This window comes from Carnobacterium sp. (genome assembly GCF_040274425.1).
This window is the reverse complement of the sequence record NZ_JBEMBC010000027.1, coordinates 1-18,077: the sequence shown is the minus strand read 5'-3', so window position 1 is coordinate 18,077 and position 18,077 is coordinate 1. Positions and strand designations below refer to the sequence as shown.

Genomic DNA, 18,077 nt, shown 5'->3' with positions numbered 1-18,077 from the left:
GGAAATAGTCAGAAAACAATTAATGAAAAAGGAGATGTTCAATATGAAAACTACAGTCGAATCGTTTAGCTCACGTTCTCAATTGAACGTATCTTTAGTCATTATTAACTTATTAATTTAGCCCAGGATTCGAACTATTCATTTAGTTGAGTCCTAGTTTGCGTATCTAGGGCTCAATCATCGAACTGATGAGGCAAGCCTTTATACAAAGGCTTGCCTCTTTTTATTTGGAAAATTCGAAGACTCATAAGTGTTGGATGTCTGTTAAACAAAAATACGGAGGCGATTAAATATGAAGAACTATCTAACAGAAAGAATGTATAAGGCATCATCAGGGATTGCGAATGCTATTTTTGTAACGATTGGGATTGGTTTACTATTAGAAACAATTGGAAATATGACTGGATTAACGATTTTAGTTATTATTGGAACAGCCGTTAAAATGTTGATGGCTCCTGCTATTGGTGCTGGTATCGCCGTTATGTTAGGTGGAAATACACTTACAATTTTTAGTGCTATGGCTGCTGGAGCAATCGGAGCCGGCGCTATTCAAACGACAGCAGATGGAATGATCACTATTGCCACAGGTGAACCAATTGGTTGTCTCATTGCAGCTACCATCGCTACATTTGTTGGTAAACGTATTTCAGGTAAAACACCTTTAGACATGATGGCTATACCGATCACAGCGGTCTTAGCTGGTGGTGTAGCTGGTTACTACTTAAATCTTGTGATAGCTCCATTCTTAAACATGGTTAGTGCTTTTATCTCTGCCTCCGTTGCTGGTTCACCAGTTATTGGCGCAGCCGTGATTTCAGTCGTTGGTGGGCTCGTATTGATGTCTCCTGCTTCTTCAGCCGCTATTGCAATTGCACTAAACCTTGACCCTGTTTCAAGCGCTGCTATGTTGGTAGGAACGACTAGTATGTATATTGGCTTTTCTTTTGTCTCTATGCGTCAAAATAATCTTGGTGGATTTTTAGCACAATTTGTTTGTACACCAAAAGTACAATTGCCGAATATCGTTAAAAATCCGCGGATTTTAATTGGCCCAACTTTGGCTGCAGCAGTAGCCGCTCCCATTTCAACTGTTGCTCTTGGTTTTACAGCACCCAGCGCTTTAGGCGGATTAGGTTTTTGTTCATTGATTGCTCCACTAAACATTTTTGTATCTCAAGGAAGTGGATCATTTGCTGTTTATATCCTGACTGCTTGTTTGGTTCCCATTGCTATTACAGTAGTAGTAAATAAAGTATTAGAAAAAGCTAGTTGGTTGCGTAAAGGAGATATGGCTTTAGTAGTAGAATAATCTGATGGTTACACTATTAGCCTTCACCTCATTTGAATCCTTATGCAAACGAAAAAGAGACATAAATCCTTTTATGGATTTATGTCTCTTTTTTTCATGGTCCCTACTGGGCTCGAACCAGCGACCCCTACCTTGTCGAGGTAGTGCTCTCCCAACTGAGCTAAGAAACCTTTTATTGTTTGCGTTTGCAACATCATTAAGTATACCTTAAACAATTGATTCCGTAAATATAGAATTCTATTTATTTTTAACATTTATATTATTTCCTGGGAAATAATAATCGAAAAGAGCCTTACAATTTAAGCATCAGCTTAATTGTAAGGCTCTTTTCGTAGTAACTATCTATACTTGTACTTTTGCAATTTTCCCTTGTTCTACATAAACCATTAAAATCGAAATATCTGCTGGATTCACACCACTAATACGGCTAGCTTGGGCAATTGTTTCAGGCTGAATTTTAATCAGCTTTTCCTTTGCCTCTGTAGCGATACCATTGATAGCAGCATAATCAATATTTTCCGGTATACGTTTATTTTCCATACGTTTTAATTTATCCACTTTTTGAGAAGCTTTAGCGATGTATCCTTCGTATTTCACTTGAATTTCTACCTGTTCTTCTACGGCTAATGGAAGTTCATAGTCTCGAGGGACGAATGCTAAAAGATCTTGATATGAAACTTCTGGACGACGCAAGAAGTCTTTAGCTAAAATGCCATCTTTTAAAGGTGCTTGATTATTTTCAGTTAAATACGATTGGATTTCAGCAGTTGGTTTCAAACGAATAGAACCTAGACGTTCTATTTCTCCTTCAAATTGAGCTTTTTTCGCTACAAAGGTATCGTAACGTTCTTTTGTTACTAGTCCTATTTGATGACCGATTTCAGTTAATCTAAAATCTGCATTATCATGACGTAACAATAAACGGTATTCTGCACGAGACGTCAATAAACGATAAGGTTCATTCGTACCCTTCGTCACTAAGTCATCAATCATAACGCCGATGTATCCTTCACTACGTTTCATGACAAAAGGTTCTTTTCCTTGCACTTTAAGTGCTGCATTGATACCAGCCATGATTCCTTGACCAGCGGCTTCTTCATAACCGGAAGTTCCGTTCATTTGACCAGCAGTGAACAAGTTTTCAACCACTTTCGTTTCTAAAGAAGGACGTAATTGATGAGGCGTAACCACATCGTATTCAATTGCATATCCGGTACGCATCATTTCTGCGTTTTCCAACCCTTCAATTGAATGTATAATATCTTGTTGAACATCTTCTGGAAGAGACGTTGATAAACCTTGGACATAAACTTCTTCTGTATTGCGTCCTTCAGGTTCTAAAAACAATTGATGTCTTGGTTTGTCACTAAAACGGACAACTTTATCTTCAATTGATGGGCAGTAACGTGCGCCTACTCCTTCAACGATTCCCGTAAACATTGGTGCACGGTGAAGGTTATCTTGAATTTTTTGATGAGTCGATTCATTTGTGTACGTTAACCAACACGATAACTGATCTTTTAAATATGCACTATTTGGTGTTTCATAACTAAAGTGATTCGCTTTTTCGTCACCGGGTTGTTCTTCTGTCACGCTGTAGTCAATAGTTGAAGATTTAACTCTAGGAGGTGTTCCGGTTTTAAAACGATTCAATTCAAAACCATTTTCGAGTAAACTTTCAGAAAGCTTAACAGATGGTTGCGAGTTATTTGGACCAGAAGAATATTTCAGCTCACCAATGATAATTTGACCACGAGAAGATGTACCTGCTGTTAAAATAACCGCCTTAGATCGATAGATTGCACCAGTATTCGTGATGATTCCTTTGCATATACCGTCTTCGATAATCAGTTCGTCAGCAATTCCTTGTCTTAAAACAAGATTTTCTGTTTCTTCAATGGTTTTTTTCATTTCATTTGCATACATAAATTTATCTGCTTGGGCGCGTAAAGCTCTAACAGCAGGCCCTTTCCCGGTGTTCAGCATTCTCATTTGAATATATGTTTTGTCAATATTGCGGCCCATTTCACCGCCAAGAGCATCAATTTCTCGGACTACAACACCTTTGGCTGGTCCTCCAATTGATGGATTACATGGCATAAAAGCAACCATATCTAGATTAATAGTGATTAAAAGCGTTTGACTTCCCATTCTTGCTGCTGCTAATGCGGCTTCTGATCCAGCGTGTCCTGCACCAACAACGATTACGTCAAAATTTCCAGCTTCGTAATGATTCATTTAAACAATCCCTTCTTTCCAATCTTTCTCTTTGTTTATTTATGTCGAATTTATTTTTTGTTTATTCATTGAGTTGAGTTGTGTATCTAAACGTTGTACTTCGCATCCTTTTAGTTGAGCTTCACTTCCCAGACACTGAGTAATTTTCAAGATTTGACGCAATGCGCGGGATGCTCTTGCTTTCAATTCTTGAAAATCGCTGTGTGTCTAAACGGGAAGTTCAGCATCCTTTTAGTTGAGCTTCGCATACCAGACTTTCGGAAAAAACGTAATTCCTACAGGGGTGAAACATCCCTTACAGAATTCCTTGTTTTTCTATCAAGTCTAAGCGGTATGCTACACATCCTATCTATTTTCCTAGGCAGAATTGGCTGAATAGTTGGGTCAGCAGTTCGTCTTGAACGCTGTCTCCTGTAATTTCGCCCAATAGATCCCAACAGCGTGTCATATCTATTTGAATAAGATCAACTGGCATACCAGCTTCTACTCCATTAATGACTTCATCTAACGCCTCTTCTGCATCGTTTAATAGTGCAATATGGCGCACATTAGATACGTAAGTAGCATCACGTTCACCAGTTTGTCCAGTGAAAAAGAGATCAGCTATTTTCTTTTCTAAAACATCTACACCTGATTTAGATAAAATAGAGGTCTTCACAATGCTCTCTTGATCTACTAGCGTTTCGAGTTCCGTTAAATCTAATTTATTTGGCAAATCCATTTTATTCAAAATAATAATACGGTGGTGTTGGCTTGTTGCTTCAATTAATGCTTTATCTTCTATTGTTAAAGATTCGCTTTGGTTAAAGACTAACAATACTAAATCTGCATCGCTTAGGGCTTGACGACTACGTTCCACGCCAATACGTTCAATAATATCTTCTGTTTCACGGATACCTGCTGTATCTACCAGTTTTAATGGCACACCTTTAACACTGATGTATTCTTCAATGACATCTCGTGTGGTACCAGCGATATCTGTAACAATGGCTTTTTCTTCATCCAACAAGTAATTTAATAAGCTTGATTTCCCAACATTTGGTCGTCCAATAATTGCTGTTGCAAGACCTTCTCTTAAAATTTTCCCTTGACTAGCCGTTTCTAGCAACTGTTGAATTGAAGCTTTAACTAATTTAGCTTTTTCAATCAACAATTTCGAAGTCATTTCTTCAACGTCATCGTATTCAGGATAATCAATGTTCACTTCTACTTGAGCTAATGTATCTAGTATGTCTAAACGCAAATTACGAATTAAATTAGACAAGTTTCCATCTAATTGCTTTAATGCAACATGCATAGCTCTGTCTGTTTTAGCCCGTATCAAATCCATTACTGCTTCTGCTTGAGACAAGTCGATTCGTCCGTTCAAGAAAGCCCGTTTTGTAAATTCACCGGGTTCAGCTAAGCGAGCGCCATTTTGTAAAACACATTGCAAAACTTGATTGACAGAAGTAATCCCCCCATGACAATTGATTTCAACGACATCTTCTCGAGTAAAGGTTTTGGGTTCACGCATAACAGATACCATTACTTCATCTATCGTTTCATTCGTTTTTGGATTTTCAATGTGGCCATAGTGAATAGTATGACTCTTTTGCTCAGCAAGTACTTTTGAACCAGATTTATATACGCGATCTGCAATTTCAATAGCTTGTTCCCCACTCAGCCTTACTATCCCTATTGCCCCTTCACCAGGAGGCGTCGAAATAGCTGCAATTGTTTCAAATTCTAATGTCACGCTCTCTCACTCCTTCTATTTTTTTGCACGAAAAAAGTGCCCACTCCACCCTTTTGTTTTTTACAAAAGGAATGGAAAGCACTTTGACTACTTTTATCATTCAGATAAGTTATTTAATTTTCAGTATATTTAATGTTAATTTGTTGTTCCGTTAAGACTATACAAGTTCTCTAACTATTTGTCAATAACTTCAGTTGACTTTATTCATGATTTACTTTGATGATTTAACACTGATTTGTACTTCTTCGTACTCTGCTTCATTGTAGCTATCTAACAATCCCTTTTCCATAATCGTTGCTTTAGAAACTACTTTTTGAATCAATCTACTATTAATAGAATCTTCAAAAGGGAAAACGTCTAATGCAATCGTCTCTTTATCGATCCAGCTTGGCTGCATATTCGTTTCATTTAACCCAAGATCTTCAGATAATGAAAGTCCTTTTTTAAAAAAGGGGTGAATCGATTCTTCAGTGGCTCCAGGTTCGTTGACACATGCATAGACAGAAAGAGTATCTCCTAATGCCAGTAAAGCGTAATGGAAATCAAAAATACGTTTATCAAAATGATCCAATGCAGCAATGATTCGATTTTTCCGTTCTTCTTCTTGTTTGAGAAATGCCTGTGATTCTTCAGAAGAATCTTTTAAAAAGAACTGAGTGTAATGTCCGCTGCAAAGTAATGCTGCATAAGCATCAACTTTTTCAACTTCATCGATGCCATAAGTATAAAAAATAATCTTCGGTGCTTTCGGAAAGTCAAAAAGTGAATAAGGAACTTGCTTTTTATCGTTCCAAAAAGGGCTTTTATCAAGATATTCCCATCCATAGTCATGCATGCGAATGGCATAATCTACTGATTTTCTTAACTCTTCACCTTGAAATAAGGTTGTTTTCCATTGAGCTATAACGTCTCCAGCGAATTGAGCATGGTTCTTTTGTTCAATCATAACAAAATCATTTTCCCGTTCTCTAATAATCATAATGATGCACCCTTTCGACTTGTTTCAGTTAGCCATCAGCTAGAATCTTCATTCTTTTTGACGACTGTTTCACTTTTCATTATACCATTAATTTTAAATTCCTCTTATTTATAGATCACTTCAAATTCTTCACATACGACAAGAATATTGTCATGAAAGACTAATCCGCTTTGTTTATAAGCTTTTTCAAAAAAGGCTTCGTGGACTTCTCTCCAGTACCGTAGTGAACGATCTCCCTCGCCTTCTTTAAATGCATGTTCTTCGGATACTTCTAAAAAAGGGACCACAGACACTTTGATCGTCTTTGTGATGCAGACTGCCTCTTCATTAGCATCAAGTATGATGTTTAACTCTCCTACTTGGGGTAATGCCTCGTTTTCTATCGCATATTCTTCATAGGCAGAAGCCGTAGCAGTTTTTACTTGTTCAATGGTTAAACGTGCTAATTCATCTGGTACTGCACCGTAACTCCAAGCTTGATAAGTTTTGTTCTGATATTCTGGGTATAGTGAAACGAAATTCTGCCACATTTGTTGTGCTTTCATAATATGTACTCCTTTCTTATACAATAAATTTAACAGTCAATAAAATTAGTTGATGCAATGGATAGTAAAGATAACCAAAAAGTTTAGGTATTTTTTTAGTCTCTATATAGTTGTCTATTAATAGTAGAAAAATGGCTAAACAGGCAAAAATCTGGACAGACGGCCAGACAAAAACATGCAATGACAGAAAGAGTATTCCTCCAAGTGGCTTATGAATGAATACCATACAATAAATAGCCCATCCCAATAAAAAACCATATATTCCATACTCACAAAAGTAACTCAGTATTAATGCCAGAACAAAAAAACGCTTATCTTTAATAGAAAGTGCCACCAGAGCCAATGTAAATAATATATTAAACACTGTTCCAGAATAAAAGCTGATTGGAATCGTTAAAATACCTGTGCCTATCAATTGAAAAAGATATCTTTTGAAATTCCTAGTATTTTTAGTCCCTTGAATCGTTGTGTATAGAAAACATGGAAAAGCTATCCTTCCTATGATACGAAGCCAAATGAGATCAGGATATAAGTAATAACCGATATGATCGATTGTCATTGTAATAATTCCAATCCATTTGATTGCATTGATCTTATTGTAACTTTCCTCTTGTGTCATTTCAGCCCTCCCACTGCAAAAAAACCTTTATTTGCAAGTATTTACTACTATTTACATACTCCGTAACACTGCTTCTTTCATGTGCATTTTATAAAAAAAATTACATATTAAGTCATATTTTACATGAAATCACCAATTTTGTATTCCTTTGGTAATGAAACTCTTTAAATAATACAGAATGAATAAGAAACGATGACGAATGCCCTAAAGGCCTTTTAATTTTTTTTCACCGTGGTAGGATAGCATTTGTTGAAGGAACAACCCTTCATTTTTAATAGCATCTAGAGATTGTATGGAACATTGTCGCTCAGAATCCACAGTCAACTTCTCCTACTATTATGTAGGAAACAAACTATATTTAACACACAAAGGAGATCAATAAAAAATGAAAAACTTTAAGTCGAAATTATTTGTAGCAAGCGCAACTCTAGCTTTAACAGGTGTCATGGCTGTTTCAAACCCATCAGAAGCTTCTGCTGCTGAGTATACTTCAAGCACTTGGGAAGCTCGTTCAGTAGATGCGATCAAACAAGATCTTAAAAGCACTGAAGACGGAAGCACTAAATATACTATCCAATGGGGCGATACATTATCGTCTGTAGCCTTGGCAACTAATTTATCTATTAATGATTTAGTAGATGTAAATGATATAAATAATGCAAACACTATTTATAGTGGAAACACTATTTCTTTATCTGCTGACCATTCAACTGTTACTATTGAAACACCTGAAGACACTAAAAGCTATGATGTTAGTACTCCAGATGTTGTAGAAGTAGAGCCTGCTGCCGAAGAAGCACCAGTTGTTGAAGAACAAGCTCCTGTTGCTGAAGAAGCGCCAGTCGTTGAAGAACAAGCTCCCGCTGCTGAAACTGCACAATCTGGTAAAACAGTTACTGTTGAAGCAACAGCTTATTCAACAAATCAACCTGAATTGAGCGATACTACTGCAACTGGAATCAACTTGAATGAAAATCCAAAAGTGATTGCTGTTGACCCAAGCGTTATTCCATTAGGTTCAACTGTCTACATTCCAGGACAAGGTACATTTATTGCTGGTGACACTGGTAGTGCCATCAAAGGAAATCGTATTGATGTTCACATGACTGATTTAAACCAAGCATTAGCTTTTGGTAGACAAACAATGGAAGTTCAAATTTTAAACTAATACCACTAAATAAAACCTAACTTATTCATATCCCCCAGATGTTGAATAATTAAAAAGATCCACCTAAGAGAGTTCAATCTTTTAGGTGGATTTTTTTTGTTATTTATTTATAGCTTGAATAGATATGTGAGCAGACTGTTCAAAATCAAATAATCCTAAATCTGTTAATTTCAACTTTGGAATAACCGGAAGTGTTAAAAATGATAATGTCAAAAATGGATTGAAATTTAGTTCTTCTCCAATAGTGGCGACTGCCTGATTCAGTTCTTTTAAATTTTGGTCAACAACTAAATAATCTAATTCTGTCATTAATCCTGCTACAGGCAAGGCCAATGAAGCGAGTACTTCTTTCCCTGCTACTACAGCTAAACCACCATTGGTTTTGATGACTTGTTCAACTGCTTTTAGTATTTCCTGATCAGAAGTTCCCACTGCTACGATATTGTGTGAATCATGCGCCACCGTTGTAGCAATTGCTCCTCTATTTAACCGGAACCCTTTTACAATACCCAAGCCGACATGGTTGGATCTGTTATGTCGTTCAATAACAGCAATCTTCAACTGATCATTTTCGATTGAAGGAACAAAACTGTCATTTTCAACTGTGACATTTTCCTTTAAATGATTCGTAACTAAACTATTGGGAATAATTCCGATTACGTTACACAAAGGATCTGTTAAAGGTATCGCTAATGTTGCTGTTGTTAATTCTTGGGTGTTTATTTTTGCTAAATCCGCACCTATAAGTTTTTTTTCTATATTGGTCTCAAATAAATCATGATTTAAATTCCCATTATCTGAAATACAAACACCTTTTTTATAGACTTGATCAATAGCAACTGTTTCTAAATCATCTAAAATTAAAAAGTCAGCCTGATAACCTGGAGCAACAGCTCCTAAATGTTTCAAATTAAAACATTCAGCTGTATTTAACGTTCCCATTTGTATAGCTGTTATAGGATCTAAGCCTTTTTGGATAGCTAAGCGTACAATATGATCAATACTTCCTTCTTCCAATAAATCATCAATCAATTTATCATCTGTGACAAATAGACATCTTCTAGCGTTTTTTGCTGTTACAGCAGGCAACAAGGCCGTTAAGTCTTTAGCTACTGTTCCTTCTCGAATCATCAAGTACATACCCAAATCTAAACGGTCTTTTGCTTCCTGTGCAGTTATACTTTCATGATCCGTTCGAATTCCAGCTGCTAAATAAATATTTAATTCTTCTCTTGTCAGACCAGCAGCATGTCCATCAATAAAACCATTGGCATCTTGAACCATTGCAATTTTATCCATCATGAAATTGTCTCCATTTTTAACAGATGGGAAATCCATTACTTCTGCAAGTCCTAATACTTCAGGTTCAGATAAGAAAGGCTCAAGTTGTTCAGCATTCAATAATGCACCGTTATTTTCAAATGCTGTTGCTGGTACGCAAGAAGACAACATAACATAGATATCCATCGGCAATTTTTTAGCTTCTTCTAACATAAATTGAATACCATCCACTCCAGCTACATTTGCAATTTCATGTGGATCTGTAATGACACTGGTTACACCATGTTGCAGTACGACTTTTGAAAATTCTTTTGGTGTTAACAATGAACTTTCAATATGCACATGCCCATCAATAAATCCTGGTACAATAATTTTGTTTTGAGCATCAATTGTTTCAATTCCATCATATGAACCTATTCCAACAATCATACCTTCTGTGATGGCAATATCTCCACTCATAAATTCACCTGTAAATACATTTACGATCGTTCCATTTTTTACAACTAAATCTGCTGGTATTTTTTTAGCGGATACTTTAATTCTTTTCTCTAATGCGGATGTTTCTAAATTCATCGAATGCCTCCCAATTCTTGAGTTTATTTTTATCTTCTACAATACACTAGCTAGGTTTAAAAACAACTTTTATTTACTTTATTTGCCAGATTTCCTTACTGTAATATGTTAAAATATAGGATAAGGATAGGGAATGTGAGGATTCTATATGAGCAAGTTTAATGAAATTTTTTTAGATCTTGAAGCAGCTATTTTAAATCAACGCTTTATTTCCGGTGACCTTTTACCTAGTGAAAATGAATTAGTCAAAACTTACAATGTTTCCCGTGAAACAATTCGAAAAGCTCTAAATTTACTTTTAGAAAAAGGGTATATACAAAAAATACAAGGCAAAGGTTCTATTGTTTTAGATATCAAGCGCTTTGATTTTCCGGTATCAGGTTTGACCAGTTATAAAGAACTCCAAGATGCACAAAATATGAATAGCCAAACGATCGTGGTATCCAATGGTTTGCTACCTGTTTCAGAAGAGTTAGCGAATCACTTAAATCTTTCTGTAGGCACTCCTGTTTTGTATCTTGAACGATTAAGAAAAGTACACGGAGAAGTGGTTATCATTGATAAGGATTATTTGTTAACTTCTATTGTTCCAAGTATCCCGAATGAATCCGCTGAAGATTCGTTGTACCATTATATTGAACAAACATTGGATTTATCTATCGGGTATGCTCAAAAAGAAATAACGGTAGATCCTATTACTGAAGAAGATAAGCGCTTGATGGATTTACAAGAAGACACCCATGTTGTGGTTGTGCGAAGCGATGTTTACTTAGAAGATACAACCCTATTTCAGCATACCGAATCTCGTCATCGTTTGGATCGCTTTAGATTTGTCGATTTTGCTAGACGCAGAAATTCTCTTTAGGTAGAACTCTGACTCTATAGGCAAAACTATTTATCTTTTTGAATCTAGTATGAAACACACAAAAACGCTTAGGTTTATAAACCTAAGCGTTTTTGTGTGTTTCTTTGGGTCTATAATTTTTAGTGTTGGTAGATTTCTAAAATCGATTATACAAAATTTTTGGAGGAATAGGGGTTGCTTGAAAGCCTGAAGATTAATAAGCTTCAGGCGGTCTCATGGCTCTATACAAGCAAACCCGTTCATTCCAGAAGAAATTTTAGTTTGATGCACCAACACTATTTGTCATACAACCGATTCATTTTGTTCAAACTCTGTTAGAATAACAATCAAATATCTGTTACTTTAAATCTCAAAACGGTCTTTAATTTTTCGGTAGCCGTTCTTCTAGCGTCTGAAATATAAATTTCTTTATGTGTTTTTTCTGCTCTCTTCAGATTATTCTGTGAACAATACTGTTCCATCCTATTGAATGTTTCTGATTCATTATCATAACTGCCAATATGCATAGTTTGAACACATAAACCTTCTGTGATTGTTTCAAATTGAACAGCGTCTAAAAGAGTAGTTGCCTTTTTTTGTTTAACACTCTCTAGTGCATATTGAAACAATTCTTCTGTGACAAAATCAGGTTGTCTTATCATTAACTTATATACTAAGTGATCCTTGTTCAAATAGTCTAATTTCCGACCTTTTTCATCTAGATCCCAATGTCCTTCTAAAGGAAACACGGTGTAGTCAAAATAGCCTTCAGGTGTTAGTCCTTTTTTAGGCATCATCTTTATTGCATACGACAATCCATAGAGAATTTCAATATGCTCTTTGAATGGTTCACTATTCGGGTTTCCCTTACCTTCTAGTGTAAAAAATTTCATTTCTGGAACTTCAATTGTAGAAGGTTGTTTTTTGGGTAAATAGAGATCTTTTAATTGTTTTCGCCACTCAAATTTACTCATCGTTTAACAGTTCCCTTTTTTTTTACTTTTTTCAAAATAAAAAGCAATTGTTTCATAAGGACCTAATTCTAGGTTAGTGGTTAAGGCTCTTTCTTTTCCATTTCCAATAAGGTAGCGACTAGGTTTAGTTAAAAATTCTTCTGGAATTTCCAACGTTACCGAATCTGCATAAAAATGGTTGAGTACAAGCAACTGTTCACCTTCATATTCTCTAACATAGGCATAAACACTCGGATGATCCATCATGATTCCGCGATAACTTCCTTCAGAAATAACCGGCATTTTTTTTCTTAATTGAATCAATTTTTTATAAAAATTAAAGATGGATCCTTCTGCTTGTTCTTTTTCTACATTAATTTGATGGTAGTTGTCAGCTAATTTTATCCATGGTTCCCCAGATGTAAAACCTGCATTTTTTTCATTTGTCCATTGCATCGGAGTCCGGCTATTATCTCGAGACTTACTTTTGATGATTTCCATAATTTCTTCATGTGGTAAATCTTTTGCTTTTAATTCTTTATATGCATTATGCGTTTCAATATCTACATAATCTGTAATCTCTTGAAATTCCGGATCTGTCATCCCAATTTCTTCCCCTTGATAAATATAAGGAGTCCCACGCAGCAAATGAATCGATTGAGCGAAGAGTTTAGCAGAAGCTTCAAAATGATTGATAGGATCTCCAAATCGGCTTATCACACGTGGTTGATCATGGTTGTTCCAGAATAATGCATTCCATCCATTTCCAAGAGACATGCCTTCCTGCCAATCGTTGAGTAACTCTTTTAGTTTTATAAAGTCAAATGGCGTTTTGCTCCATTTTTCGCCATCTAAATAATCAACTTTTAAATGATGGAAACTAAAGACCATTGATAGTTCTTGTTTATCAGGATTAGAGTAAGCAATTCCGTTTTCAATCGTTGTTGAAGACATTTCCCCCACTGTCATGATATCCGAATATCTTCCAAACGTTTTTTGGTTCATTTCATGGATAAATTCATGCGCGATTGGGCGATCTGTATATAATGATTTCCCTATATTATCTTCTGCATCTAAAAGTTCTTCATCTTTACCGATCACATTGATCACATCAAATCGGAATCCTTTTACACCTTTTTCCAACCAAAAATTGACTACATTAAATACTTCTTCTCTTACTTCAGGATTACGCCAATCTAAGTCAGCTTGCGATACATCATACAAATGCAAGTACTCTTTTCCAGTGTCAGCAAAAGGGGCCCAAGCTGGGCCGCCAAATTTTGAGACCCAATTCGTAGGATGACTTCCATCTGCCTTTGGTTCACGTAGGATATAGTAATCTTGGTATTTTTTCTCACCTTTAAGAGCTTTTTGGAACCATTCATGTTCGATAGAGGTATGATTTAACACCATATCTAACATAACTTCCAACTTGTATTCCTTCGTTACAGCAATGAGTTCCTCAAAATCTTCCATTGTTCCAAATAAAGGATCGATTTCTACATAATTAGCGATATCATAGCCATTGTCTTTTTGTGGAGAAATGAAGAATGGATTGATCCATAATACATCAACGCCTAACTCAGCTAAATAGGGTATTTTTTCAATGATTCCTCTTAAATCCCCTACTCCATCTCCATTGGAATCCTTAAAAGATTTTGGGTAAATTTGATACACGACTTTCTCATGAAAGGTACTCATTTTATTCCTACTTTCTAAAAAATTATTTTCCTAATTCTGGTTCTGTAACAACGACTTGATCTGATTTATTTAAAATATTGTATTTACGGAATACGACTGTTAAAACAAATGGTACCACTATTGCGATTACCATACAAATAATGAAAATAACCCAGTATTGATTTTGAATCGATAGAATTCCTGGAAGTCCACCAACACCAATTGAATTAGCTGTTACATTAAAGATAGTCGCTACTAATCCGGCAATACCTGACCCGATCATAGCTGCAACAAATGGGTAAATGTATTTGATATTGATCCCAAACATAGCGGGTTCAGTTACACCTAGATAACAAGAAATCATTGCTGGAATAGACACTTGTTCTTCTTTCTCATTTCCACGGTGTAAGAAGATAATAGCCAGCACTGCTGAACCTTGAGCAATGTTTGACAAAGCAATCATTGGCCATAAATTGGTTCCATCGAAATCAGCAATCAATTGTAGATCGATTGCATTCGTCATATGGTGCAATCCAGTAATGACTAATGGTGCATATAAGAAGCCGAATAAGGCTCCAAATAACCAGTTAAATGAGCTTCCTAATCCTGCATAAACGACGCTTGAAACCCAGTTTCCTATAACCCAACCAATTGGTCCTAAAACCGTGTGAGCAATCAAAACCGTTGGAACTAAAGCAAAGAATGGTACGAAAATCATTGAAATGGCTTGTGGAATAACTTTACGTAATCCTAATTCTAAATAGGCAAGTAAAAATCCAGCCAACATAGCAGGAATAACTTGTGCTTGGTACCCAATCATATCAATGGTGAAATAACCAAAGTCCCAAACTGGAATTTCTGCTGCTGCTGTTCCGGCAACTGCATATGCATTTAGTAATTGAGGCGATACTAATGTGAGTCCTAATACAATACCTAAAATTTGAGTAGTTCCCATTTTTTTAGCAACACTCCATGTGATACCTACTGGTAAGAAGTGGAAAATGGCTTCACCAATCAGCCATAAGAACGAGTTGACCCCACTCCAAAACTGACTGACGTTAACAATGGTATTGTAAACTGGTTCTCCAGCATTATTGACTTGTGCTACACCATCTACCATCAATTGACCAAGAGATTCCATAGGAATAGCTTCCAAGATGTTACGGAACCCTAAAATAAGACCCCCAACTACGATTGCTGGAATAATGGGTGTAAAGATTTCTGCTAAAACAGACATCGCACGTTGTACTGGATTTTGATTCTGTTTACTTGCTGCTTTCACTTCGTCCTTAGATACGCCTTCTTTTCCGGAAATTTTTGAAAATACATTATAAAATGTGGCAACATCATTGCCAATAATAACTTGATACTGACCGGCTTGAGTAAAGGTACCTTTGACTGCGGGGATATCTTCGATTTTTTTGCTGTCTGCTTTTGCTGGATCATTTAATACGAAACGCATGCGAGTGGCACAGTGACTGACTGCAGAAATATTATCGGGACCTCCGATGTCTTCTAAAAGCTGTTTTGCATCTTGCGTGTAATCTGCCATTTTCTTTCCTCCTAAAAAAATTTTATAAGTGCAACTTGTATATACAAGTACAATGTAACCTTTTTCTTTTAAAAATGCAAGCGTTTTATCTTTGTTTATTATTTAAATAAAAAGAGCGATTTAAGATCTAGTCTTAAATCACTCTTTTATTGTTTAATTCGTTATTTAACGATGCTGTAATAAACTTTTGAGGTTACTTGATAAATGATGCCATAGATCACACTATAGCCAACAAGCACACCTGCAAAACACCAAAAAATTAATGTTGTATTTACTACATTAAAAAGTAGTAACAGTTTTTGGATAATTGGAAAGGCAAATGCGACATGGATCACAGCAATTACTAGAGGCAATAAGAACATCCAAATAATTTGTAAACGAGTCGTTTTACGAATCGTTTGTTTATCTAATCCTACTTTTTGCATAATCTGGAATTTTTCTCGATCGTCATAGCCTTCTGAAACTTGTTTAAAGTATGTGATCAAAGCTGCTCCAAAGGTAAACAATAATCCAAGGAAAATACCTAAGAATAAGAAGCCGCCATTCACATCATACAAAGGAACTCTTAAGAGTTCTTTTGAATCAAAGTATGAACCTTCTCTACTGTTTAATTTATCTGCCAATTTCTCAGAATAGATTTTTTTCTGCTCTTGTGTTCCAGTCGTATTCCATGAAATCATAGCTTCCATAGGAAGTTCATACTCGATCCCTGATGCCTGAATGTCATAGTCCATAATAGATTGAAGAACTTCTTTTGATTCAACTACAAGAATCATATTAGGGCTTAGCAGTTTATCCATCTTGATAGGATTTTTTATCTTTGACTTGATTTGATAAGTTGCATCCCCTATAAGCAATGTAGAAAAGTCATAGTCATCTTTTAAGTCATAAACCAATATTTCATCGGATTCTAGATCAATCGCTTGATTTGACATTTTTTCATAGTCTTCTTGTACGATTATTTTGACTTGAAAAGGTTCCTTTGCAGAATAAGCCTTTTCTCCAAGAATCAATTCATTATCTTCTACTATTGAAAAAACGTCATAATAGGTATAGATTTCTGTACCCGTTACTTCTAATCCTAGTGTTTCTGTTTCTGCTTGGATCTCTTTAAATTCTTCTTCTAAATTAGCATCTGTATAATACGTTAGTTTATTTTCATAAGGAAAGCGGATATCTAACGTTCCTTGTATACCCATAAAAACAGCTATCGTAGTCGCTACTGCAACGATGACCATCGTTGCTAAAATAGTAATATTAGCTAATCCTGCGGCATTTTGTTTCATTCGATAAAGCATACCTGAAATTGAAATAAATGGACTTGGACGGTAATACAATTTCTTGTTTTTCTTCAATGCTTTTAGGATAAATATTGATCCGGAAATGAATAAGAAATACGTACCTGCAATAACTAAAAGTACTGCAAGTAAAAAGTAAATCATTGCATCCATTGGGTTATCAATCGTTACAGACAGATAATAACCTGATCCAATCAATAATAATGATAGAATAAAAAGGAAAATAGAACTTTTTGGTTCGCGTTCTCCTGTTTGTTTCCCTTTGATCAATTGAATGGGATTAGAAAACGTTACTTGAGTGATGTTATAGATCAACGTCACCAAAAAGATGAGAACAAATAATCCAATCGTGATCATTACAGCATTCAATGTGAAAGGAAAAGACATTTTTACGCCAAATTTTAAAGCATAATTTAAAACAAGAAAAGAAAGTTCTCCCAGTAGATGCCCAACAATCAAACCTACAATAATGCTAAAAGAGCTTGTTACTACTGATTCAATCGTTAAGATTTTCGAAACATGTTTTTTCCTCATTCCTAGTATCGCATACAAACCAATCTCTTTTTTCCGCCGTTTAATCAGGAAACTGTTGGTATACAAAATAAATAGAAAAGAAAATACCCCAATCACTACTGCTCCAACAGCAAACATCATCGGTAATGACTCATTTCTCGTCTGTACAAACTTGTTTCCCATTAAAGCAACCATCATATAAAACATCGCTACCGTAGCAATAGAAGCAAAAATATAAGGTAGATAAATTTGCTTGTTAGATTTAAGGTTTCGTAAAGCTAACTTTGAAAAAAATCCTCTATTCATGCTGCTCACCTCTATTAGCTAGTACGATCAACGCTTGAGAAATTTTATCCATAAATTGATCCGGTGTTTGTTCTCCACGATAAATCTCGTGGTACACTTCACCATCTTGAATAAACAATACTCGGTTCGAGTAAGCCGCAGCTCTGGTGCTATGAGTAACCATGATAATAGTTTGTCCAGCATTATTGATCGATTCAAAAGTCTCTAATAAACTTTGGCTGGACTTTGAATCCAATGCTCCAGTAGGCTCATCAGCAAGAAGCAATTCGGGATTTGTAATCAACGCACGAGCTACCGCTGCTCGTTGTTTTTGTCCTCCAGAAACTTCATACGGATAATTATTGATCAGTCCATCAATATTCAGTTTTTTGACAATCGGCATTAACCGATTTTCCATTTCAGTAATCGGTGTATTTGATAATACCAGTGGCAATAAAATATTGTCTTTGATTGAAAAGTTATCCAATAAGTTGAAGTCTTG

14 protein-coding genes and 1 tRNA gene are annotated in these 18,077 nt (G+C 35.7%); 3 read left to right on the top strand and 12 right to left on the bottom strand.

Annotated features, from left to right (window positions below; all coding sequences use genetic code 11):
- The first annotated feature begins 292 nt into the window (after positions 1-292).
- Positions 293-1,309: a PTS sugar transporter subunit IIC gene (locus ABS911_RS07260; RefSeq protein ID WP_350451273.1), complete on the top strand. Its 1,017-nt coding sequence runs from the start codon at positions 293-295 to the stop codon at positions 1,307-1,309.
- 97 nt (positions 1,310-1,406) lie between these two features.
- Here the strand turns inward: ABS911_RS07260 and ABS911_RS07255 are convergent.
- The 6 genes from ABS911_RS07255 to ABS911_RS07230 all read right to left on the bottom strand — a co-directional run bounded on the left by ABS911_RS07255 (position 1,407) and on the right by ABS911_RS07230 (position 7,428).
- A tRNA-Val gene (locus ABS911_RS07255) sits at positions 1,407-1,479 on the bottom strand.
- Positions 1,480-1,651: 172 nt separating this feature from the next.
- Entirely contained in the window at positions 1,652-3,547 is a 1,896-nt protein-coding gene (gene mnmG / locus ABS911_RS07250) for a tRNA uridine-5-carboxymethylaminomethyl(34) synthesis enzyme MnmG (protein WP_350467021.1), read from the bottom strand.
- A 349-nt stretch (positions 3,548-3,896) separates the two neighbouring features.
- The gene (gene mnmE, locus ABS911_RS07245) at positions 3,897-5,285 is read right to left on the bottom strand and encodes a tRNA uridine-5-carboxymethylaminomethyl(34) synthesis GTPase MnmE (protein ID WP_350467020.1); all 1,389 of its coding nucleotides are present in this window, start codon (positions 5,283-5,285) and stop codon (positions 3,897-3,899) included.
- A gap of 211 nt (positions 5,286-5,496) precedes the next feature.
- Entirely contained in the window at positions 5,497-6,264 is a 768-nt protein-coding gene (locus ABS911_RS07240) for a DUF3891 family protein (RefSeq protein WP_350467019.1), read from the bottom strand.
- A gap of 104 nt (positions 6,265-6,368) precedes the next feature.
- Positions 6,369-6,809, bottom strand: coding sequence for an ASCH domain-containing protein (locus ABS911_RS07235; protein ID WP_350467018.1), 441 nt, complete (start codon positions 6,807-6,809; stop codon positions 6,369-6,371).
- Between the two features lie 16 nt (positions 6,810-6,825).
- Positions 6,826-7,428 (bottom strand): TraX family protein, encoded by a 603-nt coding sequence (locus ABS911_RS07230; protein ID WP_350467017.1) that lies wholly within the window; start codon positions 7,426-7,428, stop codon positions 6,826-6,828.
- Positions 7,429-7,813: 385 nt separating this feature from the next.
- Between ABS911_RS07230 and ABS911_RS07225 the strand changes: the two genes are divergently transcribed.
- Complete coding sequence (locus ABS911_RS07225; RefSeq protein WP_350467016.1) at positions 7,814-8,596, top strand: 3D domain-containing protein; 783 nt, start codon at positions 7,814-7,816, stop codon at positions 8,594-8,596.
- A 99-nt stretch (positions 8,597-8,695) separates the two neighbouring features.
- Here the strand turns inward: ABS911_RS07225 and ade are convergent, their stop codons facing one another.
- Positions 8,696-10,450, bottom strand: a complete 1,755-nt coding sequence (gene ade / locus ABS911_RS07220; protein ID WP_350467015.1) for an adenine deaminase — start codon at positions 10,448-10,450, stop codon at positions 8,696-8,698.
- A gap of 148 nt (positions 10,451-10,598) precedes the next feature.
- Here ade and treR point away from each other — a divergent pair, with 148 nt between their 5' ends.
- The gene (treR, locus tag ABS911_RS07215) at positions 10,599-11,315 is read left to right on the top strand and encodes a trehalose operon repressor (protein ID WP_350467014.1); all 717 of its coding nucleotides are present in this window, start codon (positions 10,599-10,601) and stop codon (positions 11,313-11,315) included.
- A 326-nt stretch (positions 11,316-11,641) separates the two neighbouring features.
- On the opposite strand, the gene ABS911_RS07210 is transcribed toward treR, so the two are convergent.
- The 5 genes from ABS911_RS07210 to ABS911_RS07190 form a co-directional block, all read right to left on the bottom strand.
- Positions 11,642-12,268 carry a GyrI-like domain-containing protein gene (locus ABS911_RS07210; RefSeq protein WP_350467013.1) on the bottom strand — a complete coding sequence of 209 codons (627 nt, stop codon included), beginning with the start codon at positions 12,266-12,268 and terminating at the stop codon, positions 11,642-11,644.
- Between the two features lie 3 nt (positions 12,269-12,271).
- Positions 12,272-13,948, bottom strand: a complete 1,677-nt coding sequence (gene treC / locus ABS911_RS07205) for an alpha,alpha-phosphotrehalase (RefSeq protein ID WP_350467012.1) — start codon at positions 13,946-13,948, stop codon at positions 12,272-12,274.
- A 22-nt stretch (positions 13,949-13,970) separates the two neighbouring features.
- Complete coding sequence (gene treP / locus ABS911_RS07200) at positions 13,971-15,479, bottom strand: PTS system trehalose-specific EIIBC component (RefSeq protein WP_350467011.1); 1,509 nt, start codon at positions 15,477-15,479, stop codon at positions 13,971-13,973.
- Between the two features lie 161 nt (positions 15,480-15,640).
- Positions 15,641-17,596, bottom strand: a complete 1,956-nt coding sequence (locus ABS911_RS07195) for an FtsX-like permease family protein (RefSeq protein WP_350467010.1) — start codon at positions 17,594-17,596, stop codon at positions 15,641-15,643.
- Positions 17,589-18,077 (bottom strand): ABC transporter ATP-binding protein (locus tag ABS911_RS07190; RefSeq protein ID WP_350467009.1); only part of this gene is annotated, 489 nt, incomplete at its 5' end. The genes ABS911_RS07195 and ABS911_RS07190, both read right to left, overlap by 8 nt.